Raw genomic sequence first — 20,960 nt, forward strand, 5'->3', positions numbered from 1 at the left:
CCCGTTCACTCCACCGCGGTCACGGTCCCCGCGCCGACCGTCCGTCCGCCCTCGCGGACGGCGAAGCCCAGCCCCGTCTCCAGCGGCACCTCGCGCCCCAGCTCCACGGTCATGGTGACCGTGTCGCCGGGCCGCGCGACCGCCGTCTCCCCGAGGTCGACGTCGCCGACGACGTCCGCGGTGCGGATGTAGAACTGCGGCCGGTAACCGGTGGACACCGGCGTCGTACGGCCGCCCTCCCGCGCCGAGAGGACGTACACCCGCGCCGTGAAGCGCCGGCGCGGCCGCACGCTGCCCGGCGCGGCGACGACGTGCCCGCGCCGGACCGCGTCGCGCGGGACGCCGCGCAGCAGCAGCGCCACGTTGTCCCCGGCCTGCGCCTCCTCCATGGGCTTGCCGAAGGTCTCCAGGCCGGTGACCACGCTCTCCACTTCCGCGCCGAGCACCTCCACCCGGTCGCCGACGCGGACGGTGCCGCGCTCGACCGCGCCGGTGACGACGGTCCCGCGGCCGGTGATGGTGAGCACGTTCTCCACCGGCAGCAGGAACGGCGCGTCCAGGTACCGCTCGGGCATGGGCACGTAGGTGTCCACCGCGTCGAGCAGCGCCTCGACGGACGCCGTCCACAGCGGGTCGCCCTCCAGCGCCCTGAGCCCGGAGACCCGTACGACGGGCACGGAGTCGCCCGGGTAGCCCTGCCGGGTGAGCAGGTCGCGGACCTCCAGCTCGACCAGGTCGATGAGCTCCTCGTCGCCCGCGTCGGCCTTGTTGAGCGCGACCACGATGTGGTCGACGCCCACCTGCCGGGCGAGCAGCACGTGTTCGGCGGTCTGCGGCATGATCCCGTCGAGCGCGGAGACGACGAGGATCGCCCCGTCGAGCTGCGCGGCCCCGGTGACCATGTTCTTGACGTAGTCGGCGTGGCCCGGCATGTCCACGTGCGCGTAGTGCCGGGTGTCGGTCTCGTACTCGACATGCGCGATGTTGATGGTGATGCCGCGCGCGGCCTCCTCGGGGGCCCGGTCGATGCGGTCGAAGGGCACGAAGGTGCCGGTGCCGCGCTCGGCGAGGACCTTGGTGATGGCGGCGGTCAGGGTCGTCTTGCCGTGGTCGACATGGCCCATCGTGCCGATGTTCAGATGCGGTTTGGTGCGTACGTACGCCGTCTTGGGCATGGCTGTACCTCGAAGCCTCGTGAAGTGTGCGCCGGACCCCGGGAACTCGCCGACCCTCCCCCTGCGGGGTCCGCCGGACGATCCGGGGAGGGTCAGCTTCGGGCGCCGTCGACTGCGGCCAGGAGGATCACGACGGCAGCCTTCGGGGCATCCGCGACCGCGGATGCTGCGAGGAGGAAGGCGTGCCGGAACATGACGTCGATCATCGCGGACGCCCCACCGCCCGTCCAACGGTTTTCGGGGAGGTGGGGGCGGGTGGTGAGGGGGTGTCAGCGGATCAGGACCCGAACTGCCGCAGGAGCCGATGTTCTTCAGGGCCCGACGTTCCTCAAGGCCCGATGTTCCTCAAGGCCCGATGTTCTTCAGGGCCTCGCGCACCGACAGCGGCGAGAGGCGTCCCCGCTCGCGCTCGACGAAGGCGCGTACCGCTTCGGGGTCCGTCTTGGCGTACTCGCGCAGGCACCAGCCGATCGCCTTGCGCACGAAGAAGTCGGGGTGCCCCGACTGGCGCACGCAGTAGGCGAACAGGCGCCCGGTGTCGGTGCGTTCCTTGTAGCGGAGCTGGTGCAGCAGGGCCGCGCGGGCGATCCACAGGTCGTCGTCGGCGATCCAGGCGTCCATCTCGGCGGTGAGCGCCGGGTCGGCCGCGACCAGGGGGCCGACGACGTGCGCGGCGAGCAGGTCGACGGTGTCCCACCAGGAGACCGTGGAGATCAGGTGCCGCGTCACGGGGAGGAGGCCGGAGGAGCAGCGGCCCACGTGCCGGCGCAGGTAGTCGACGGCGAAGTAGTGGTACTCGCGCTCGGGCAGCTCCCAGCAGCGCAGGGCGATCGCCGTGCAGTCGGCCTCGCCGGGGCGGGGCAGTCCGGCGACGACCGTGCGGGACAGGGCGCGGCGTACGGGGGTGGTCAGGCCGAGGAAAGGGGCCACGTCCTTCATGTACGCCCGCATGGCGGCGGCCCGCGCGGGGTCGGCCGCGCCGGCGTAGGCGGTGGTGAGCCGATCCAGCACGGTGGCGGCGAGACCGCCGGCCGGCGCCCCGGGGACACCCGCACCTGTGACACTCATGAGACGAACCATACGGCGATCACACATATGCGTCGGTTAGTGTCACCGAATGCTCGATGCCACCACCCGCTCTGGGGGCACCGCCACGGCCTCTCCCCGGGCCGCAGCCGCCGAGTTCGCCGTCGCCCGCCCCGGGGCCGCGGCGTCCGCCGCGCCGGCGGGCGTTCTCACCCGCTGCTCTCGTGTGCTGTTCTCCCCCTGGTCCCGGCTGTCCCTGCTGCTCGTCCTGCTCGCGGCGGCCGGCTCGTCGGTGCTGCTCTTCCAGCCGCAGAGACTGCTCGCGCAAGGGTGGCCGCCCCAACTCGGCGGGGCCGCCGCGGCCGTGGTGTTCGCGGTGGCGTACGGCCTGTGCACGGTGGCGTTCGTGCCGCGTCCGCTGCTGAACCTCGCCGCGGGCGCGCTGTTCGGCTCGCGGTTCGGGCTCGGTGCCGCGCTCGCGGGTACGGTGCTCGGCGCCGGGGTCTCCTTCGGCCTGGGCCGGGTGCTGGGTCAGGACGCGCTGCGTCCGCTGCTGCGCGGACGGCTGCTCAGGGCGGCGGACGGACAGCTGAGCCGGCACGGGTTCCGCTCGATGCTGCTGACCCGGCTGTTCCCCGGGGTGCCGTTCTGGGCCGCGAACTACTGCGCGGCGGTCTCCCGCATGGGCTGGCCGGCCTTCCTGACCGCGACGGCGCTCGGTTCCGTTCCGAACACCGCCGCCTACGTCGTCGCCGGCGCCCGCGCCTCCGCGCCCACCTCGCCGGCCTTCCTGATCGCCATGGCCGTCATCGCCGTACCGGCCCTGGCGGCCGCTGTGGTGGCCTGGCGCAAACGCCACCACCTGCGCCCGCGTTGACGCCGTCCGCCGGGGTCGCCCGCGACGGACGGCCGACGTGCGTTACACCGCTTCCAGGATCATCGCGTTGGCGAGGCCTCCCGCCTCGCACATCGTCTGCAGGCCGTAGCGGGCCCCGCGTTCGCGCATCGCGTGCACGAGCGTGGCCGTCAGGCGGGTGCCGCTCGCGCCCAGGGGATGCCCGAGGGCGATCGCGCCGCCGTGCACGTTGACCTTGGCGAGATCCGCGCCCGTCTCCTGCTGCCAGGCGAGCACCACGCTGGAGAACGCCTCGTTGACCTCGAACAGGTCGATGTCGTCGAGGGCGAGACCCGCCCTGCGCAGCACCTTCTCGGTGGCCGGGATCACACCGGTGAGCATCAGCAGCGGGTCGGAGCCGGTGACGGCGAAGCTGTGCAGCCGGGCGAGCGGCCGCAGGCCGAGGCGGGCGGCGGTCTCGCCCGAGGTGATGAGCACGGCGGAGGCGCCGTCGTTGACCGGGCTGGCGTTGCCCGCCGTCACGTTCCACTCGATCTGCGGGAAGCGCTCGGCGAACACCGGGTCGTGGTAGGCGGGCCTGAGACCGGCGAGGACCTCGGTGGTGCTGCCCGGCCGTACGCACTCGTCGCGGGTGACGCCCTCCAGGGGCGCGACCTCCGCGTCGAACAGGCCGCCCGCCCAGGCCTCGGCCGCCTTCCGGTGCGAGGAGACGGCGAAGGCGTCCATCCGCTCGCGCCCCAGCGACCACTTGGCGGCGATGAGTTCGGCGCTGATGCCCTGCGGGACCAGGCCCTCGGGGAAGCGCGCGGCGACTCCCGGCCCGAAGGGGTCCGCTCCCCCGGTCACGTTGGACCACATCGGCACCCGGCTCATGGACTCCACTCCGCAGGCGACGACGACGTCGTACGCCCCCGCCATCACGCCCTGGGCCGCGAAGTGCACGGCCTGCTGCGAGGAGCCGCACTGGCGGTCCACGGTCGTCGCCGGGACCGTCTCGGGCAGGCCCGCGGACAGCACGGCGTAGCGGGTGGTGTTCATGGCCTGCTCGCCGACCTGGTCGACGGTGCCGCCGATCACGTCGTCGATGAGCGCGGGGTCGACGCCGGAGCGTTCGACCAGGGAGCGCAGGGTGTGGGCGAGGAGCTCGACGGGGTGGACGTGGGCCAGGGCGCCGTTCGGCCTGCCCTTGCCGATCGGGGTGCGTACGGCTTCGACGATGACTGCGTCGCGCATGGTGCGGGCCTCCTTGGCCGCTGGGCGGACGACCGGGCCGCCCAGGCGATTACCGGTGAGTAGGAAATCTGGACCCACCATAGCCCGGTGAGTTGGAAAATCAAACCCACTGGCGGAGTACTCGTAGACTGGCGTCATGGCCGCCCCGAAGGACCCGCGTCCCTGTTCCATCGCCGACGCCCTCGCGCTCGTGGGCGAGAAGTACTCCCTGCTCGTCCTGCGGGAGGTGTGCCTGGGCAACGGCCGCTTCGACCAGCTGGCACGCAACATCGGCGCCCCGCGCGACGTCCTGGCCACCCGGCTGCGGCGCCTCGTCGACGCCGGGATCCTCACCAAGCGCGCCTACAGCGAGCGCCCGCAGCGCTTCGAGTACCGGCCCACCCCGGCCGGCCTCGAGCTCGAGCCGGTGCTGATGACCCTCATGGCCTGGGGCGACCGCCATCTGCGCCGGGACGGCGACCGCCCGATGGTGATCGAGCACAGCTGCGGCGAGGAGCTGGTCCCGGTCGTCACCTGTGCCGCCTGCGAACGCCCGGTCCACCACGAGGACCTGACGGCCCGTCCGCAGGCGCCCGGCTGGACGGTGACGGGGCCCGCGGCGGCCTGAGCGACCGGCTGGTTCTCGGCGTCGGCGCCGCGCGTTCGCCGCGCGTTCGCCGCGCGTTCGCCGGGCGTGTTCTCGTCGCCGTAGCCGTCCGGTAGCGCAGTGTCAGTGCTTGCCCCTAGGCTTGGACCATGTCCCCCGATTCCGTGGCCCTTGGTTCCGTGCGCTCCGCCTCCGAGCTGAACGAGCGGATCAGGGCCCTGTGGACGCGCGCGGGCGGCTCCCTGACCGCACAGGAGCGCGCGGAGTACGAGTTGCTGGTGGTCGAGTGGGCCGCCGCCATCAGAGGCAAGGTCATCGAGGCCGCCTGAGCCCGCGCGGCCCGGCCGCCGCCCGCCCACTCCCCAGCACGAGCACGCATCCGGCGCTCGACGCCCTCCTCCCGGCGCCCGTCAGCACCCCCTCGGCGCGTCCCTTCGACGCCCTCCGCTCAGAGCCCCTCGGCGCCCTCGCTCAGCGCCCGCCCGACACCCGCAGCACCGCTCCCGTCGTGTACGAGGCCTCCGGTGACATCAGCCACGCCACGGCGGCGGCGATCTCCTCGGCCGTGCCCGGCCGGCGCAGCGGGATCGTCGCGGCGGCGCGCCGCGCCCGGTCCGGGTCGCCCATCTCCGCGTGCATCTCGGTGTCGATCATGCCGGGCGCGACCGCGTTGACCCGGATGCCGTCCGGGCCGAGTTCCTTGGCCAGCCCCACGGTGAGGGTGTCGACGGCCGCCTTCGTCGCGGCGTAGTGGACGAAGTCGCCCGGGCTGCCCAGCGTGGCGGCCGCGGAGGACACGTTGACGATCACGCCGCTCCGCCGGGGTGCCATGAGCTGGGCCGCGCGGCGCGAACACAGCAGCGTGCCGAGGAGGTTGACCTCCACGACCCGTCGCAGATCGGCGGTGTCCGTGTCGGCGAGGCGGCCCAGCGGTCCGCTCACCCCGGCGTTGTTCACCAGGCCCGTCACCGGTCCGAGCCGCTCCTCGGCCGTGGCGAAGAGCCGCTCCACGTCGGCCTCCACGGACGTGTCCAGCCGTACGGTGACGCCGCGCGCGCCGGCTTCCAGCACCTCGTCGGCCACCGCCTCGGCGGCCGCGGTGTCGTTGACGTAGCCCACGACCACGTCGTGCCCGTCGTGGGCGAGCCGCCGGCAGATCGCGGCGCCGATGCCCCGGCCGCCGCCGGTGACGACCGTGACGAGACGCTTCATGACGACCTCCGTTCCACCGACCGTCCGTCCTCCCGTGTGATCATCCTAGGCCCGGGCGGTCATCCGCACCTCGTCGGCGAGTGCGGGCAGCCGGGGCAGGCCGTGCGAACGGGACCCCACCGCACCGCCGGCATCACCCGTCCGGCCCAGCGCACGCCTCTTGGCTCCGCACGCCGACTGCCCGACACTGTGCCGATGACACAGCGGACCGAGCTCGCGACCGTGCTGGACCGGCTGGCCGTGGACGACCTGATCACCGCGTACGCCGTGGCGGTGGACGACGGCGACTGGGCGGCGTACCGCGGGCTGTTCACTCCGGACGGGCGCGCCGACTACCGGTCGGCGGGCGGCATCGAGGGCGACGCCGGGCAGGTCGCGGGATGGCTGGCCGGGACGATGCGGCTCTTCCCGATGCGGCAGCATCTGATCGTCAACCGGCGGCTGACGTTCGGGGATCTGCGGCAGGACACGGGCGACACGGCCCGGGTGCTTGCCGACTACGTCAACCCCATGCGCCTGGCCCGCGAGGACGACGGGGGCGAGGCGACCGCGCCCGACTTCGTGTGCGGCGGGCGCTACGCCTTCGCGCTGTCCCGTACGGACGAGGGCTGGCGCCTGCACGGGGTGACCGTGACCGAGAAGTGGCGCTCCCTCCCGGAGGACCCCGGCCGCCCGGCGCCACGCTGAGGCCGGAAGGCCCTCTGGGCATGATCCCCGCCGGCGCGCAGACTGGAGTCAGCCCGGGGACCGGCCGCGGGTAGCCGGAGCCATCCACGGGTAGGAGGGCGGCCTATGAAGACGTTCGGTCGGTGGCTCGCCTCTCCGTGGCGTCGCTCGGTACTCGCCGCGCTGGCCGGCGCGCTGCCGATGCTCGCCTTCCCCGCGCCCTCCCTGTGGTGGTTCGCCTACGTGGCGCTCGTGCCCTGGCTGCTGCTGGCCCGCTCGGCCCCGACCGGGCGGCGGGCCGCGTACGACGGCTGGTACGGCGGACTGGGCTTCATGCTGGCCGTGCACCACTGGCTGCTGCCGAGCCTGCACGTGTTCACGGTGATCATCGCCGCGCTGCTCGGCCTGCTGTGGGCGCCGTGGGGATGGCTGGTACGGCGGTTCCTCGGCGGGGTGCCCTCGGGCGGCCGGGGCGCGGCGGCGCTCGTCGTGCTGCCCTCGGGCTGGCTGGCGGTGGAGCTGGTCCGCTCCTGGCAGGGGCTGGGCGGCCCCTGGGGCATGCTCGGCGCCAGCCAGTGGCAGGTGGCGCCGGCCCTGCGGCTGGCCTCGGTCGGCGGGGTGTGGCTGCTGAGTTTCCTGGTGGTGGCCGTCAATGCGGCCGTCGCCCTGCTCGTCGCGGTCCGCGGCTGCCGGATACCCGCGGTGGCCTGCCTGCTCGCGACGGCACTGGCGACGTCCGCGGCCTGGCTCTGGGCGCCGCGGCCCGCAGTGGACGGGCACGTCCGCATCGCCGTGGTGCAGCCGGGGATCGTCGCCGGGGCGGACAGCGGGCAGCGCCGCTTCGACCTCGAGGAGCGGCTGACCAGCCGCCTGGTGGGGCAGCACCTGGACCTGGTGGTCTGGGGCGAGTCCAGCGTGGGCTTCGACCTGAAGGACCGGCCGGACCTGGCGCGGCGGATCGCGGCCCTGTCCCGTGCCCTCGGCGCGGACGTCCTGGTCAACGTGGACGCGCGCCGGTCCGACCGGCCGGGTATCTACAAGAGCTCGGTGCTCGTCGGTCCCGGCGGCCCGACCGGCGACCGCTACGACAAGATGCGGCTGGTCCCCTTCGGCGAGTACGTCCCGGCACGCTCCCTGCTCGGCTGGGCGACCTCGGTGGGCAAGGCCGCGGGCGAGGACCGGCGGCGGGGCACGGAGCAGGTGGTGATGAACGTCGGGCACGGGCTGCGGATCGGCCCGATGGTCTGCTTCGAGACGGCGTTCCCGGACATGAGCCGGCACCTCGCGCAGGACGGCGCGGGCGTGCTGCTCGCCCAGTCCTCGACGTCGACCTTCCAGCACAGCTGGGCCCCCGAGCAGCACGCCTCGCTGGCCGCTCTGCGGGCCGCCGAGACCGGGCGGCCCATGGTGCACGCCACGCTGACCGGCGTCTCCGCCGTGTACGGGCCGGCCGGGCAGCGCATCGGCTCGTGGCTGGGCACGGACGCGAGCACCGCGCGGGTGTACGAGGTGCCGACCTCGCACGGCATCACGCCGTACGTCCGCTTCGGCGACTGGCCGGCGCACGGCGCGCTGCTGGTCCTCGCGGCCCTGTGCGCCGTGGAGGGCGTGCGGGCGCTCAGGCTGCGCGGGCGTGCTCCAGAACCGAGCGCACCACCCGCTCGCACAGTTCATGGGTCTCCAGCGCGTCACGGGCACTGAGCACCTTCCCCGCCCGCACCGCGTCGAGGAAGGCCAGCACGGCCTGTTCGATGCCGCGCTGCCGGGCGACGGGCACCCAGTCGCCGCGCCGGCGCACGGTCGGCTGGCCCTTGTGGTCGATGGTCTCGGCGAGGTTGACGACCTGGCGCTTGGTGTCCTGCCCGGACACCTCGAGGATCTCCTCGGCCGAGCCGCTCAGCCGGTTCATCACACCGAGCGCGGTGAAGCCGTCCCCGGCGAGCTGGAGCACTACGTGGTGGAGCAGCCCGTCCCGCGCGCGGGCGCGCACGGTGACGTCGTCGACCGGGCCGGGCACCAGGAACCGCAGCGTGTCCACGACGTGGATGAAGTCGTCGAGGATCATCGTGCGGGGTTCCTCGGGCAGCCCGGCGCGGTTCTTCTGCATGAGGATCAGCTCGCGCGGGTGGTCGGCGCACTGCACGTACCCGGGCGCGTGGCGCCGGTTGAACCCGACCGCGAGCGTGACGCCGCGCTCCTCGGCGAGCTCCACCAGGCGCGTGGAGTCGGCGAGTTCGTAGGCGAGCGGCTTGTCGACGTACGTCGGCACGCCGGCCTCCAGCAGCCGGGTGACGATCTCCGGGTGCGCGGCGGTGGGGGCGTGCACGAACGCGGCGTCGAGGTCCTGGGCGAGGAGGTCGTCCAGGGCGGTGTGCCGCCGGTCCTGCGGCACGTGCAGGCCGTCGGCGACCCGCTCGAGGGTGGCGGGCGTGCGGGTCTGCAGATGCAGGTCGACGCCGGGCTGTGTGCCGAGCACCGGCAGGTACGCCTTCTGCGCGATGTCGCCCAGTCCGATGCAGCCGACCTTCACGTGCACTCCCTCACCGCTGTTCCGTGTCCCCCGCCCGCACGGCAGCATACGGCGGCTGCGGGGGGCGCCAGTCGGCGATGCCCTCGAAGCCGCGCAGGAGGAGCGCGGGGCGGGCCCTGGACAGCGCGGCGACGGCGAGGTCGCGTACGGCGACGGCGGCCCGGTTGCCCGGCATCGCGACGCGGGCGGCGCGCACGGCCTGGCGGGCGATCGCCGCGGTGCGGGACAGCCGGGCGGCGGTGTAGGCGGCGAGGTCGCCGGCGTGGTGGGCGAGGACGACGGCGTCCTCGACGGCCTGGTTGCCGCCCTGGCCGAGGTTGGGCGGCATGGCGTGGGCGGCGTCGCCGAGGATCGCGACCCGGCCGCGGTGGAGGGCGGGGAGCGGGCGGGCGAGGTGGTGGACGTCGTGGCGCAGCACGTCCTCGGGTCCGGTGGCGGCGAGGACGGCGGGGATCGGGTCGTGCCAGTGGCCGAAGTGGCGCCGCAGTTCGGCGTGTTCGTCGTCGTCCGCGCGTCCGCCGGCGGGGGCGAGGGCGGCGGCGTAGGCGTAGACCCGGCCGTCCTTGAGCGGGTGCGTGCCCCACAGGCGGTCGACGCCCCATGTCTCGTGGGAGGCGAACTCGGCGCCGGGGACGGGGACGACCATCCGCCAGGTGGTGAATCCGGCGTAGACGGCACCGGGGTGATCGGGGAACAGCGTCGTGCGTACGGCGGAGTGGATGCCGTCCGCGGCGACCACGAGGCCGGCCTCCCACTCGCCGGTGTCCGTGATCACGCGGGCCGGGCGGTGGGCGTCGCCGGGGTCGGCGAGGGTGGCTGCCGCGCCGGTGCGGACGGTGCCGGGCGGGAGGAGGGCGGCCAGTCTGTCGATCAGGGTGGCGCGGTGCAGCAGGACGAGGGGGCCGCCGAAGCGTTCGGCGGCCGCCGCGGCGCTGGTGCGGGTGAGCCAGCGGCCGCCCGGGGTGCGCAGTCCGCCGTCACCCTGCCAGGCGGCCAGGTCGCGGATCTCGTCGCCGATGCCGAGGACGTCCAGGGCGCGCAGGGCGTTCGGGGAGAGGGAGATGGCGGCGCCGACCGGTTCCAGGGAGGGGGCCCGTTCCAGCACGGTGACCTGCCGGCCGGTCCGGTGCAGGGCCGCGGCGGCGGTGAGGCCTCCGATACCGCCGCCGATGACGACGGCGTGTGACTGACGGGCCATGACTCCTCCTGGGCTCCGACTTCTAGACTACACCTGTAGTGAGGTGTGCGTCCGACGATACTACGGCTGTAGTGTCACGGGCCCGCGGACCTGGCCGGCGGGTAGGTTGGCCCCCATGCCCGCACACCCGCCCAGCGCCTCGCGCGCCGATCTCGTGGCCGACACCGCGCTCGCCCTGCTCGCCGAGCGCGGGATGCGCGGTCTGACGCACCGGGCGGTGGACGAGGCGGCGGGACTGCCGCAGGGCTCGACGTCGAACGTGGCGCGCACCCGCCAGGCCCTGCTGGAGCTGTCCGTGCGGCGGCTGGCGGACCGGGAGGCGCGAGTGCTGGCGCTGCACGAGATGCCGGACCCGCGCACGGGCGGCCCCGGATCACTGGTGGACGCGCTGGCCCTCGCCACGCACCGCGCGCTGACCCGCAACCGTGAACTCACCGTCGCGCGCTACGAGTTGGCCCTCGAGGCGACCCGGCGGCCGGAGCTGCGGGCCCACTTCGACGCGGCGGGCGCCCGCTTCCGTGAGCAACTCTCCGCGCTGGTCTCGGCGTTGGGCTCCACCGACCCCGACCGGCACGTGCTGTCCCTGGTGGCGTGGGCGGACGGGCTGATGTTCTCCTGCGTGGCCGGGACGTACCACGCGCAGGTCCCCGGCCTGGAGCAAGTGCGGGCGGGGCTGCGCGAGTTGCTGGCGGGGATGCTCGGCGCCGGAAAAGGCGTGGTGTGACGCCTCGGGGGTGGGACAGGATCGGGGCATGACGACCGAACGCAGAGAACCCGCGCAGAACGCCGACGAACGCACCATGCTGGAGGGCTGGCTCGACTACCACCGGCAGACGCTGGCCCGGAAGTGCGAGGGCCTGACCGACGAGCAGCTCCGGGCCACGTCCGCGGAGCCGTCCGAGCTGTCCCTGCTGGGGCTCGTCCGGCACATGGCCGAGGTGGAGCGCAACTGGTTCCGCAAGGTCCTGGTGGGCGACGATCCCGGGCCGATCTACTACAGCGAGCAGGACCAGGACGGCGACTTCCACACCACGGGGGCGGACACCTGGGCCGAGGCCCACGCCACCTGGCAGGCCGAGATCGCCGTCGCCCGCCGCAACGCCGCGGGCTTCGGGCTGGACGACCTGTCCAAGGGCAGGAGCAGGTTCACCGAGGAGCCGTTCAACCTCCGGTGGATCTACACCCATATGATCGAGGAGTACGCCCGTCACAACGGCCACGCCGACCTGCTGCGGGAGCGGATCGACGGCGCGACCGGCGACTGAGGCGGCCGTCCCACGCCGGGGCGGGCGTCACCGGGAGACCGGGCAGGCACTCCCTACGGGCCACAAGATCACCCGTGCGGAGCATTCCGCGCCCTCGCACGGGTACGGCACCGCGGCGGAACCAGCAGAGTTGCCCGGGTGCATCGAACGACGACCACCGCAACGCTTCTGGTCACCGTGGCCGTCGCGGCCCTCACCGGCTGTGTCACGGTCCACCGCCCGCCCGCCTCCGCCCCGGCGGCACCCGCCCGTCCCCAGGCCCCGCGCCCGGACGGCAGTGTCGCGCCACGGGTCGTGCAGGCCCCCGCCCGCGAGGCCCTGGAACTGAGCGGCCCCTCCCATCCCCCGAAGCCCACCACCCGGTCCGCGTCCCCGCGCTCCCCGGCACCCGCGCCCGACGGCCCCCGCCGAGTACCGCACCCCCTGCCGAGACACCACCACCCGCGCCTGGCCGCCCCCCGCGCCGAGCTACCCGTCCCCGCGTACACCGTGCCCGCGCACGTCGTGCCCGCCAACCCGGACCCCTGCGCCCTCGGCAGAACATACGGCGGCTGGCAACCCAACAGCCCAGAATTCCGAATCTGCAACCAGGCCTACGGCCACTGACCCCGCTCACCCGGCCGGCCGAGGCGAGCCGTCGGCCGGCCGAACACCGCGCGCGGACGCGGTGGTCCGGCGGAGGTCTCCAGGCCCCACCCAGGCCGCGCGCCCGGGCCCGCGGTGCGCGGCCGGCGACGACCGCGCCCACCGCCGCAGCGGTCCACCCCGCCGGCCACCCGGCTCCTCGCCCCCAAGCCGAGGCGAGCCCTCGGCCGACGGGTGCCGTGGGTGGGCGCGTTCCTTGCGGGCCGGGCGGTCCGTTCACGAGCGCTGGCGGGGCGGCCCGCTCTGCGGATCGCCCGGGTGGTCCTCCCGCAGGCGGGTTTCCAGTTGGCGGATCGCTGTGCGGATGCCCTCGCCGTAGGTGTCGGTGTCGAGGGCGGCGGCCGCGGTGCGGGCGCGTCGCAGGTGCGTGCGCGCCGCCTCTCGGCGGCCGAGTTTCGCGTAGTCGGCGGCGAGGTTCAGGTGGAGCGACGGGTACAGGGCGCGGACCGCCGGCGCGTCCTCGTGGCCGGCGGGCCGGTCGGCGGCGAGTTCCTCCGCGGCCGACAGCGCCCGCAGGTCCCAGGCCAGTTCGTCCGCGGGGTCGTCCTGGGTGTCGGCCATGTAGTGGGCGAGCGTGCAGCGGTGCAGCGGATCGCCGTCCTCGCCGATCTCCGTCCACAGGTCGAGCAGGCGCCCCCGCGCCTCCTCCCGGTCCCCGGCGTGATGCAGCATCACGCTCTGCCCGATCCGTGTCAGCACGGCGTCCGACGCCGCCTGCTCCTGCCGCTCCACCAGCGCACCCTCCAGAAGCCCTGTGCCCGCCGGTCCCGGCCGGCGCCTCCGACGCTAACCTCAGCGGGCGGCGATCACCGGCAGGCGGGTCCTCAGCCCAGATCGGGAATCCGCCAGTCGACCGGCTCGTGACCCTGCCGGGCCACCGCCTCGTTGATCTGGGTGAACGGGCGGGAGCCGAAGAACTTCTTCGCCGACAGCGGGGAGGGGTGCGCCCCCTTGACCACCACGTGCCGGCTCTCGTCGATCAGGGGGAGCTTCTTCTGGGCGTAGTTCCCCCACAGCACGAACACCGCCGGGTCGGGCCGGCCGGCCACCGCGCGGATCACCGCGTCGGTGAACCTCTCCCAGCCGCGCCCCTTGTGGGAGTTGGCCTCGCCGCCGCGGACGGTGAGCACCGCGTTCAGCAGCAGCACGCCCTGCTCGGCCCATGGCATCAGGTAGCCGTTGTCCGGGACCGGCGTGCCGAGCTCCGCGTGCATCTCCTTGTAGATGTTGCGCAGCGACGGCGGGATCCTGACCCCAGGGCGGACCGAGAAGCACAGGCCGTGGCCCTGGCCCTCGCCGTGGTAGGGGTCCTGGCCCAGGATGAGGACCTTGACCTTGTCGTACGGCGTGGCGTCCAGCGCGGCGAAGACCTCCTCGCGCGGCGGGTACACCGGGCCGTTCGCCCGCTCGCTCTCGACGAACTCCGTCAGCTCCTTGAAGTAGGGCTGCTGAAGCTCGTCACCCAGAACCCCGCGCCAGGACTCGGGCAGCATGGCGATGTCGGTCACGTCAACGTCCTCACGATGTGCGGTCACTTCCAGGCCCAGAACCTACAGGCGACCACTGACATCGCGTCCCCGCAGCCGTGAACGCCCCGCCTACCAGCTCGTCTTGCGGTACAGCTCCCACATCATCATGATCGACGAGGGGTCCAGCGACTGCTCCGCGCCGGAGATGTCGTCGCGCGAGGCCAGGTACTGCTTGCTCTGCCACAGCGGCAGCAGCCGCGCGTCGCCGGCGAGGATCCGCTGCGCCTGCCCGAACTCCTTCACCACGTTGGCGCGGTCGCTCTCGCGCCGGGACTGGGGCAGCAGCTTGTCCGTGATCTCCGGCGAGGGGTAGGGCGTGCCCAGGGCGTTCTGCTTGCCGACGAAGGGCGCGACGAAGTTGTCGGGGTCGGGGAAGTCGGGGGACCAGCCGCGCCCGAACACCGGGTACTCGCCCTTCTCGTAGCCCTCGACGTAGGTGTTCCAGGGGCGGCCGTGCAGCGTGATGGTGAACAGCCCGGAGGCCTCCAGCTGCCGCTTGATCTCCTGGAACTCCTTGGCGGTCGCCGAGCCGTAGCGGTCGGTGGTGTACCACAGGGCGAGCGGCACCTTCTGGGTGATGCCCGCGTCGGTGAGGAACTTGCGGGCCTTGGCCGCGCTGGGGTCGCCGAAGTCGTCGAAGTAGGCGGTGTTGTGCCCGGTCAGACCGGCCGGGACCATGGAGTACAGCGGTTCGACGGTGTCCTTGTAGACGTCGTGCGCGATCGCGCTGCGGTTGATGAGCTGGGCGACGGCCTTGCGGACGGCGAGCTTTCCGGCCCAGGGGTCCTTCGGGTTGAAGACGAGGTACTCGATCTCGTTGCTCGCGCCCTCGGTGACGTCCATGTCCTTGGAGTCGTTGCGCTGGAAGGAGATGACGTCGTCGGCGGCGAGGCCGCGGAAGGAGAGGTCGAGCTTCTTGTCCCGCAGATCGGCGGCGAGCGCGTGCGAGTCCTGGAAGTAGCGGATGGTCACCGCATCGTTTCTGCGGTCCGCGAACCCCTTGTAGCGCTTGTTCGCCACCAGCACGGCCTGCTTGCCCTGCTCGTAGTTCTGCAGGTCGTACGGCCCGGACCCGACGATGCTGTCGCCCTTGCGCACCGCGTTGTCGGGGTACTCCTCGGGGTCCACGATCGACATGCCGGGGGTGGCGAGGACGAACGGGAAGGTGGCGTCCGGCTTGTTGAGGTTGAAGACCACCTCGCGGTCGCTCACCGCCCGGACGCTGTCGAGACTGCCGAGCAGGCCGGCCGGGCCGCCGTTGACGTTGATCTTCCGGATGCGGTCGATCGAGTACTTGACCGCCCGCGCGTCCAGCTTGTGCCCGTCGGAGAAGGTCAGGCCGGACCGCAGTTCGCAGCTGTAGACGGTGTTCGAACTGTCCGTGAAACGGCAGCTCTTGGCCGCGTCGGGCTGCGGAGTGGTGGCACCCACGGGGTAGTTGAGCAGCGTCTGGTAAATGTTCCGGAAAAGTTCCCAGGACTGGTCCCAGGAGGCCGCCGGATCCAGCGTGCTGGGGGCACTGGTCGTGCCCACGATGATCGGCCCCTTGTCGTCCGGGTTTCCGTCGGAAAGGACGCTGCACCCGGCGACCAGGGATATGGACGCCACGGCCACCACTGGCCGCAGGCACCGTTTCCGGTTGAACACGCGCACGCTCCTCGATCCGCCGTACCAAGGGTCGGCAGACCATACCGCAGCACCCCGCCCGGTGAACCCACTGCGAACAGGGTCTTGATCAGCGCGTGACTGACTACGTTGTCATCGGCTTCCGCCAAGGCCTCCGGATCGACGCGGGGGCCGTTTCCGTCAAGAGCGCGCGGGAAATCGTGCGCGAACGGAAACGGCCCCCGGTCAACCGGTCAGCCCGTGGTCCGGGCCGTCAGCCCACCCCGGCGTTCAGGAAGATGCCGCCGTCGACGACGAGCGTCTGCCCGGTGACCCAGTCGGACTGCTCGGAGGTGAGGAACGCGGCCGCGCCGCCGATGTCCGAGGGCACGCCGAGCCGGCCGAGCGGGTAGGAGGACGCCGCCTCCTCCTCGCGGCCCTCGTAGAGCGCCTGGGCGAACTTGGTCTTCACCACGGCGGGCGCGATCGCGTTGACCCGCACCCTGGGCGCGAACTCGTGCGCGAGCTGCTGGGTGAGGTTGATCATCGCGGCCTTGCTGACGCCGTAGGCGCCGATGAAGGGCGAGGGCGCGAGGCCCGCGACGGAGGCGATGTTGACGATCGCGCCGCCGTTGTCCTTCTGCCAGGCGTGCCAGGTGCGCTGGGCGAAGCCGAGCGCGGAGATGACGTTGGTCTCGAAGACCTTGCGCGCCACGTTCAGGTCGAGGTCGGCCATCGGGCCGAACACCGGGTTGGTGCCGGCGTTGTTGACCAGGAAGTCGACGCGTCCGAAGGCGTCCATGACGCGCTCGACGGCCTCGGCCTGGTGGGCCTCGTCATGGGCCTTGCCCGCCACGCCGATGACCCGGTCGGAGCCGAGCCTGTCGACGGCCTCCTTGAGCGCGTCCTCGTTGCGGCCGGTGATGCACACCCGGTCGCCCCGGGCGACCAGCGCCTCGGCGACGCCGTAGCCGATGCCCCGGCTCGCGCCGGTGACGAGGGCGACCCTGCCCGAGAGTTCGGGGTGTTCCACGGAAGTCATGTGCGTGATCCCTTAGTTGAGCGGTCCGCCGGCGACGTACAGCACCTGGCCGGAGACGAAGCCGGCCGCGTCGCCGGTGAAGAAGGCGACCGCGTTGGCGATGTCCTCCGGCTCGCCTACGCGCTGCACCGGGATCTGGGTGGCGGCGGCCGCCTTGAAGTCGTCGAAGTTCATGCCGACGCGGTCGGCGGTGGCCTTGGTCATCTCGGTGGCGATGAAGCCGGGGGCGACGGAGTTGGCGGTGATGCCGAACTTGCCGAGCTCCTTGGCCAGGGTCTTGGTGAAGCCCTGCAGGCCTGCCTTGGCGGCCGAGTAGTTGACCTGGCCGCGGTTGCCGAGGGCGGAGGACGAGGAGAGGTTGACGACCCGGCCGAAGCCCGCGTCGACCATGTGCTTCTGGCAGGCCCTGGTCATCAGGAAGGAGCCGCGCAGGTGCACGTTCATGACGGTGTCCCAGTCGGAGACGCTCATCTTGAACAGCAGGTTGTCGCGCAGCACGCCCGCGTTGTTGACGAGGATGGTGGGCGCGCCGAGCTCCTCGGCGATGCGTGCGACCGCCGCCTCCACCTGGGCCTCGTCGGAGACGTCGGCGCCGACCGCGATGGCCCGGCCGCCCGCCGCGGTGATCTTCTCCACGGTGTCCTTGCAGGCGGCCTCGTCGAGGTCGATGACGGCGACCGCGCGGCCCTCGGCGGCCAGTCGTACGGCGGTGGCGGCGCCGATGCCGCGCGCGGCACCGGTGACGACCGCTACCCGCTGCTCAGTGGTGGACATTGCTGCTTCTCCTCGCCCTAGAGAGAACCTGATCTGCGGTGAGCGACCGCTTAGTACCTTCGATGGGGGTGACGCTAGAAGCCCTGGCACCCGGTGTCAACGGCACACCGGGTGCGTGTGATCCATTACCTCACCAGGAGGCCGAGCAATCGCTCCGTCTCGGCGGCCGGGTCGGCGGTCAGCCCGGTGTGCACGGGACCGGGCTGCACGATGGTGGAGCGGGGCGCGACCAGCCAGCGGAAACGCCGTCCCGCGTCGTCGCCCGCCGCCTGCCCGGCCGCCTCCCCGCCGGCGCACACGCCCTCCACCGCGGCGAGCGCGGCCCGCACGCCCCCGACGTCCGCGTCGGGGTCGAGGGCCAGCAGCCGCGCCTCGTCGAGGTGGGTACGGGCGCCGACGTAGCCGCGGGCGCGGCAGTAGACGAGGACGCCGGCGTTGACGCACTCGCCGCGCTCGACGCGCGGGACGACCCTCAGCAGGGCGTACTCGAAGACGTCCCGGTCGCCGCCCTGCCCGGCCCGGGTGATGTGGCGCTCGGTCACATGCCCGGCCATGTGGATGTGGTGTTCGCTCACTGCTCCCCCTCGATGCCGGTGATGCGTTCGTGCACGACGGCGGCCCGCGCGAGGAGCGGCCGCGCGTAGGCGCGCCGGAGGTCGTCGGGCGTCCCGAAGCCGGGCTCGCCGGTCAGCCAGGCGTCGGGGATCTCGGCCGTGACCTCGGCCAGGACGTCCTCCGTCACGAGCGGGGCGAGTTCGGCGGCGGCCGCGGCCACGTCCGGCCGGAAGCGGAGCAGGGCGTGGTCGGAGGCGTCGTAGGGACGGCCGGCGGAGGTCTCGGCGCCGGGCCAGTTGTGGTGCCAGATCATGGTGGCGCCGTGGTCGACGAGCCACAGGTCCCCGCGCCAGCGCAGGAGGTTGGGGTTGCGCCAGGAGCGGTCGACGTTGTTGACCAGCGCGTCGAACCAGACGATCCGCCCGGCCTCGGCGGAATCCACCGGGAAGGCGAGCGGGTCGAAGCCGAGGGCGCCGGAGAGGAAGTCCATGCCGAGGTTGACGCCGCCGCTGGACCTGAGCAGCTCCTGCACCTGCTGCTCGGGCTCGCCGAGGCCCAGCACCGGGTCGACGTCGACGGTCACCAGGCGGGGCACCCGGAAGCCGAGCCTGCGGGCGAGTTCCCCGCAGACCACCTCGGCGACGAGCGTCTTGCGGCCCTGCCCGGCCCCGGTGAACTTCAGCACGTACGTCCCGAAGTCGTCGGCCTCGACGAGCCCCGGCAGTGACCCGCCCTCACGCAGCGGCGTGATGTAGCGGGTGGCGATGACTTCCTTGAGCATCGCCCCAGGTTACGGAACGCCCGGACTGAACGCTGGATGCCCGGTGCCCGTACCCCTGTGCAGATCCACGAAACCAGTCACGAAGCAAGTCACGAAGCAAGTTGCGAAGCCTGTGCGGAAGGAACGTCAGCATGACCAGCGAATCGCTTCAGCCCCAGGGGACACCGGCCCGGCGCACGGTGGTGGCGGCGGTGGGCGCGGCGGGGCTCGCCGTCGCGCTGACCGCGTGCGGGTCGGACGACAAGTCGTCGTCCGGGTCCTCGACCACGCAGAACGGCAGCAACGCGAGCAGCGGCGGCGGAGACGCGGCTGCGGGCTCCGGCGGCGCCGTGCTCGCCAAGACCGCCGACATCCCCGAGGGTGGCGGCAAGGTCTTCGGCAGTCAGGGCGTGGTGGTCACCCAGCCGACGAAGGGCGAGTTCAAGGCGTTCTCGTCCAAGTGCACCCACCAGGGCTGCGCGGTGAACGAGATCGCGGGCGGCGTGATCAAGTGCCCCTGCCACCACAGCGAGTTCTCCGCCGCCGACGGCAGCGTGAAGAAGGGCCCGGCGACGCAGCCGCTGCCGGCCAAGAGCATCTCCGTCTCCGGGGACGAGATCAAGCTCGCCTGAGTCCCGCGCGCGCGTGCCGCTCCAGGCAGCGCAGCACCTCGTCGGTGGTGGCCAGGGTCGCCACCAGGGCGAGGGTGTGGCGGATCATCGCGGCGGTGTAGTCGGAGGGCACCCCGGCGATGGCGTCGGTGGGCACGAGCACGTCGTAGCCCCGGTTGACGGCGTCGAACACGGCGTTGGGGATCGCCACGTTGGCGGAGACCCCGGTGACGACCAGTGTGCGGCAGCCGAGGTTGCGCAGCAGCGCGTCCACCTCGGTGCCCTGGACGGGCGACAGTCCGTGCAGCCGCCGTACGACGATGTCCTGTCCGGCGACCTCGACCGGGGCCGCGACGCGCACGGCGTCGGTGCCGGAGAGCTGGCGCACGGGCAGGCGTTCGGCGGCGCGGAACAGCCGCGCGTTGCGACTCGCGCCCCGGCCGTCGGGGCGGCGTTCGGCGATCGCGTGGATCACCTGGACGCCGCGGCCGTGCGCGGCGGCGACCAGCCGGGCCACGTTGCCGAGGGCGCCCGAGGAGCGGGCCGCGTGGGCGAGTTCGGGCAGCGCCGCGTCCGGTCCGACGACGCCTTGCTGGCACTCGGTGGTGAGCAGGACGGTGGTGGCGGGGTCGAGGAGTTCGCTGAGCGTTTGGTACGACGGCATGGCGTCCGTCCCCTGTCGTCGGCGGCCCGGGCGGGCGAGCGTAGCCACCATTGCGTGACGAGGGAAGACGCCTCATCCTTTTCTGACGTGATGTCAGAGGATCTGTGCGGGCCGGGACGCCCGTGGTCCTCTGGCACGACGTGGGAGAAGAGAAGAGGGGGCCGCATGACCGTCACTCAGCGCCGGGGCCGGAAGATCATGATGACGCCGGGCGAGCTGGACGAGTTCCTCACCAGCCAGCGCACCTGCCGGGTGGCCACGGTGTCGACCGGCGGCGCTCCGCACGTGAGCGCGCTGTGGTTCGCCTGGGACGGCACCTCGTTGTGGCTGTACTCGGTGGTGCGCAGCAAGCGGTGGGCGGATCTGCGCCGCGACCCCCGGGTGGCGATCGTCGTGGACACGGGTGAGGAGTACGACCAGCTGCGGGGCGTGGAGCTGTCCGGCACCGTGGAGTTCGTCGGCGAGGCGCCGCGCGTGGGCGACCTGTGCGCCGAACTCGACGTCCCGGAGACCCTGTTCGCCCGCAAGAACTTCGGTCTGGAGGAGATGCCGCACGACGGCCGGCACGCGTGGGTGCGGCTGACCCCGGAGAAGATCGTCTCCTGGGACTTCCGCAAACTGGGCTCGGCCTAGCGACACCCCTGGGGCCTCTCTTCCGGATCTTGCCCCGGTCGCGGGGTCTGCCGGGGGGCGAGGTCGCCGGGAGCCGGCCTGACCCGGAAGAAGGGCCCTAGCCGAGCTCCTCCCCCGCCGCCCGCAGGGCGTCCGCCGCCGCGCGGATGGACGGGCGGCGGTCGGCGTCGGCGCGCCACACGGCGTAGACGTGCCGCCGCACCGCCTGGCGCACCGGCACGGTCCGCACCCCCTCGGGCAGCGGCCCCCGTCCCAGCCGGGGGGCCACACACACGCCGAGGCCGGCGGCGACCAGGGCGAGCTGGGTGGCGTGCTCCTCGGCGCGGTGCGCGATGCGCGGCTCGACGCCCTTGGAGCGCAGGGTGTCCAGCAGCCACTCGTGGCAGAACTCGGCG

24 protein-coding genes are annotated in these 20,960 nt (G+C 73.0%); 9 read left to right on the forward strand and 15 right to left on the reverse strand.

Annotation, left to right across the window (positions count from 1 at the left end; translation table 11 throughout):
- Window positions 1–5: 5 nt before the first annotated feature.
- Together tuf and IE249_RS08345 are read right to left on the reverse strand one after the other, a co-directional pair.
- On the reverse strand, window positions 6–1,175 hold the full coding sequence (gene tuf, locus IE249_RS08340; protein ID WP_189704117.1) for an elongation factor Tu: 1,170 nt from the start codon (window positions 1,173–1,175) through the stop codon (window positions 6–8).
- Window positions 1,176–1,520: 345 nt separating this feature from the next.
- Entirely contained in the window at window positions 1,521–2,243 is a 723-nt protein-coding gene (locus tag IE249_RS08345) for a DNA alkylation repair protein (RefSeq protein WP_189704118.1), read from the reverse strand.
- A gap of 49 nt (window positions 2,244–2,292) precedes the next feature.
- Between IE249_RS08345 and IE249_RS08350 the strand changes: the two genes are divergently transcribed.
- The gene (locus IE249_RS08350) at window positions 2,293–3,078 is read left to right on the forward strand and encodes a TVP38/TMEM64 family protein (protein ID WP_189704119.1); all 786 of its coding nucleotides are present in this window, start codon (window positions 2,293–2,295) and stop codon (window positions 3,076–3,078) included.
- Window positions 3,079–3,120: 42 nt separating this feature from the next.
- Here the strand turns inward: IE249_RS08350 and IE249_RS08355 are convergent, their stop codons facing one another.
- Complete coding sequence (locus IE249_RS08355; RefSeq protein WP_189704120.1) at window positions 3,121–4,290, reverse strand: thiolase family protein; 1,170 nt, start codon at window positions 4,288–4,290, stop codon at window positions 3,121–3,123.
- A 136-nt stretch (window positions 4,291–4,426) separates the two neighbouring features.
- Here IE249_RS08355 and IE249_RS08360 point away from each other — a divergent pair, with 136 nt between their 5' ends.
- Together IE249_RS08360 and IE249_RS08365 are read left to right on the forward strand one after the other, a co-directional pair.
- Window positions 4,427–4,897: a winged helix-turn-helix transcriptional regulator gene (locus tag IE249_RS08360; protein WP_189704121.1), complete on the forward strand. Its 471-nt coding sequence runs from the start codon at window positions 4,427–4,429 to the stop codon at window positions 4,895–4,897.
- Window positions 4,898–5,025: 128 nt separating this feature from the next.
- Complete coding sequence (locus tag IE249_RS08365; RefSeq protein ID WP_189704122.1) at window positions 5,026–5,205, forward strand: hypothetical protein; 180 nt, start codon at window positions 5,026–5,028, stop codon at window positions 5,203–5,205.
- Window positions 5,206–5,347: 142 nt separating this feature from the next.
- On the opposite strand, the gene IE249_RS08370 is transcribed toward IE249_RS08365, so the two are convergent.
- A complete protein-coding gene (locus IE249_RS08370) occupies window positions 5,348–6,088 on the reverse strand; it encodes an SDR family NAD(P)-dependent oxidoreductase (protein ID WP_189704123.1) in 741 nt (246 codons plus the stop codon).
- Window positions 6,089–6,283: 195 nt separating this feature from the next.
- Between IE249_RS08370 and IE249_RS08375 the strand changes: the two genes are divergently transcribed.
- Together IE249_RS08375 and lnt are read left to right on the forward strand one after the other, a co-directional pair.
- A complete protein-coding gene (locus tag IE249_RS08375; RefSeq protein WP_189704124.1) occupies window positions 6,284–6,775 on the forward strand; it encodes a nuclear transport factor 2 family protein in 492 nt (163 codons plus the stop codon).
- Between the two features lie 105 nt (window positions 6,776–6,880).
- Window positions 6,881–8,455 carry an apolipoprotein N-acyltransferase gene (lnt, locus tag IE249_RS08380; protein ID WP_189704125.1) on the forward strand — a complete coding sequence of 525 codons (1,575 nt, stop codon included), beginning with the start codon at window positions 6,881–6,883 and terminating at the stop codon, window positions 8,453–8,455.
- Here the strand turns inward: lnt and IE249_RS08385 are convergent.
- Complete coding sequence (locus tag IE249_RS08385) at window positions 8,373–9,284, reverse strand: Gfo/Idh/MocA family protein (RefSeq protein ID WP_189704126.1); 912 nt, start codon at window positions 9,282–9,284, stop codon at window positions 8,373–8,375. The genes lnt and IE249_RS08385 overlap by 83 nt on opposite strands.
- Window positions 9,285–9,294: 10 nt before the next feature.
- Window positions 9,295–10,482, reverse strand: a complete 1,188-nt coding sequence (locus IE249_RS08390; RefSeq protein WP_189704127.1) for an FAD-dependent monooxygenase — start codon at window positions 10,480–10,482, stop codon at window positions 9,295–9,297.
- Between the two features lie 115 nt (window positions 10,483–10,597).
- On the opposite strand from IE249_RS08390, the gene IE249_RS08395 reads away from it, so the two are divergent.
- Both IE249_RS08395 and IE249_RS08400 read left to right on the forward strand, forming a co-directional pair.
- On the forward strand, window positions 10,598–11,206 hold the full coding sequence (locus IE249_RS08395; RefSeq protein WP_189704128.1) for a TetR/AcrR family transcriptional regulator: 609 nt from the start codon (window positions 10,598–10,600) through the stop codon (window positions 11,204–11,206).
- A gap of 28 nt (window positions 11,207–11,234) precedes the next feature.
- Window positions 11,235–11,747: a DinB family protein gene (locus IE249_RS08400; RefSeq protein ID WP_189704129.1), complete on the forward strand. Its 513-nt coding sequence runs from the start codon at window positions 11,235–11,237 to the stop codon at window positions 11,745–11,747.
- Between the two features lie 861 nt (window positions 11,748–12,608).
- On the opposite strand, the gene IE249_RS08405 is transcribed toward IE249_RS08400, so the two are convergent.
- The 7 genes from IE249_RS08405 to IE249_RS08435 all read right to left on the reverse strand — a co-directional run bounded on the left by IE249_RS08405 (window position 12,609) and on the right by IE249_RS08435 (window position 18,678).
- A complete protein-coding gene (locus tag IE249_RS08405; RefSeq protein WP_189704194.1) occupies window positions 12,609–13,127 on the reverse strand; it encodes a hypothetical protein in 519 nt (172 codons plus the stop codon).
- An 89-nt stretch (window positions 13,128–13,216) separates the two neighbouring features.
- Window positions 13,217–13,900, reverse strand: coding sequence for a uracil-DNA glycosylase (gene ung / locus IE249_RS08410; RefSeq protein WP_189704130.1), 684 nt, complete (start codon window positions 13,898–13,900; stop codon window positions 13,217–13,219).
- 90 nt (window positions 13,901–13,990) lie between these two features.
- The gene (locus IE249_RS08415; RefSeq protein WP_189704131.1) at window positions 13,991–15,568 is read right to left on the reverse strand and encodes an ABC transporter substrate-binding protein; all 1,578 of its coding nucleotides are present in this window, start codon (window positions 15,566–15,568) and stop codon (window positions 13,991–13,993) included.
- A gap of 232 nt (window positions 15,569–15,800) precedes the next feature.
- A complete protein-coding gene (locus tag IE249_RS08420) occupies window positions 15,801–16,568 on the reverse strand; it encodes an SDR family oxidoreductase (protein ID WP_189704132.1) in 768 nt (255 codons plus the stop codon).
- A gap of 12 nt (window positions 16,569–16,580) precedes the next feature.
- Entirely contained in the window at window positions 16,581–17,342 is a 762-nt protein-coding gene (gene fabG, locus IE249_RS08425; protein ID WP_189704133.1) for a 3-oxoacyl-ACP reductase FabG, read from the reverse strand.
- A 125-nt stretch (window positions 17,343–17,467) separates the two neighbouring features.
- On the reverse strand, window positions 17,468–17,896 hold the full coding sequence (locus IE249_RS08430) for a DUF3037 domain-containing protein (RefSeq protein ID WP_189704195.1): 429 nt from the start codon (window positions 17,894–17,896) through the stop codon (window positions 17,468–17,470).
- Between the two features lie 17 nt (window positions 17,897–17,913).
- Window positions 17,914–18,678 (reverse strand): HipA family kinase, encoded by a 765-nt coding sequence (locus IE249_RS08435; RefSeq protein WP_189704134.1) that lies wholly within the window; start codon window positions 18,676–18,678, stop codon window positions 17,914–17,916.
- Between the two features lie 131 nt (window positions 18,679–18,809).
- Here IE249_RS08435 and IE249_RS08440 point away from each other — a divergent pair, with 131 nt between their 5' ends.
- Complete coding sequence (locus IE249_RS08440; protein WP_189704135.1) at window positions 18,810–19,289, forward strand: Rieske (2Fe-2S) protein; 480 nt, start codon at window positions 18,810–18,812, stop codon at window positions 19,287–19,289.
- Here IE249_RS08440 and IE249_RS08445 read toward each other — a convergent pair.
- Window positions 19,276–19,932 (reverse strand): isochorismatase family protein, encoded by a 657-nt coding sequence (locus IE249_RS08445; RefSeq protein ID WP_189704136.1) that lies wholly within the window; start codon window positions 19,930–19,932, stop codon window positions 19,276–19,278. The two genes, IE249_RS08440 and IE249_RS08445, sit on opposite strands and share 14 nt — an antisense overlap.
- A gap of 165 nt (window positions 19,933–20,097) precedes the next feature.
- Here IE249_RS08445 and IE249_RS08450 point away from each other — a divergent pair, with 165 nt between their 5' ends.
- Window positions 20,098–20,565 (forward strand): pyridoxamine 5'-phosphate oxidase family protein, encoded by a 468-nt coding sequence (locus IE249_RS08450; protein ID WP_189704137.1) that lies wholly within the window; start codon window positions 20,098–20,100, stop codon window positions 20,563–20,565.
- A 97-nt stretch (window positions 20,566–20,662) separates the two neighbouring features.
- Here IE249_RS08450 and IE249_RS36650 read toward each other — a convergent pair.
- On the reverse strand, window positions 20,663–20,960 hold a 298-nt coding region (locus tag IE249_RS36650; protein ID WP_229857815.1), incomplete at its 5' end, for a LysR substrate-binding domain-containing protein.

It is taken from the genome of Streptomyces anandii JCM 4720 (assembly GCF_014650655.1).
Taxonomy (GTDB): Bacteria; Actinomycetota; Actinomycetes; order Streptomycetales; family Streptomycetaceae; genus Streptomyces; species Streptomyces anandii.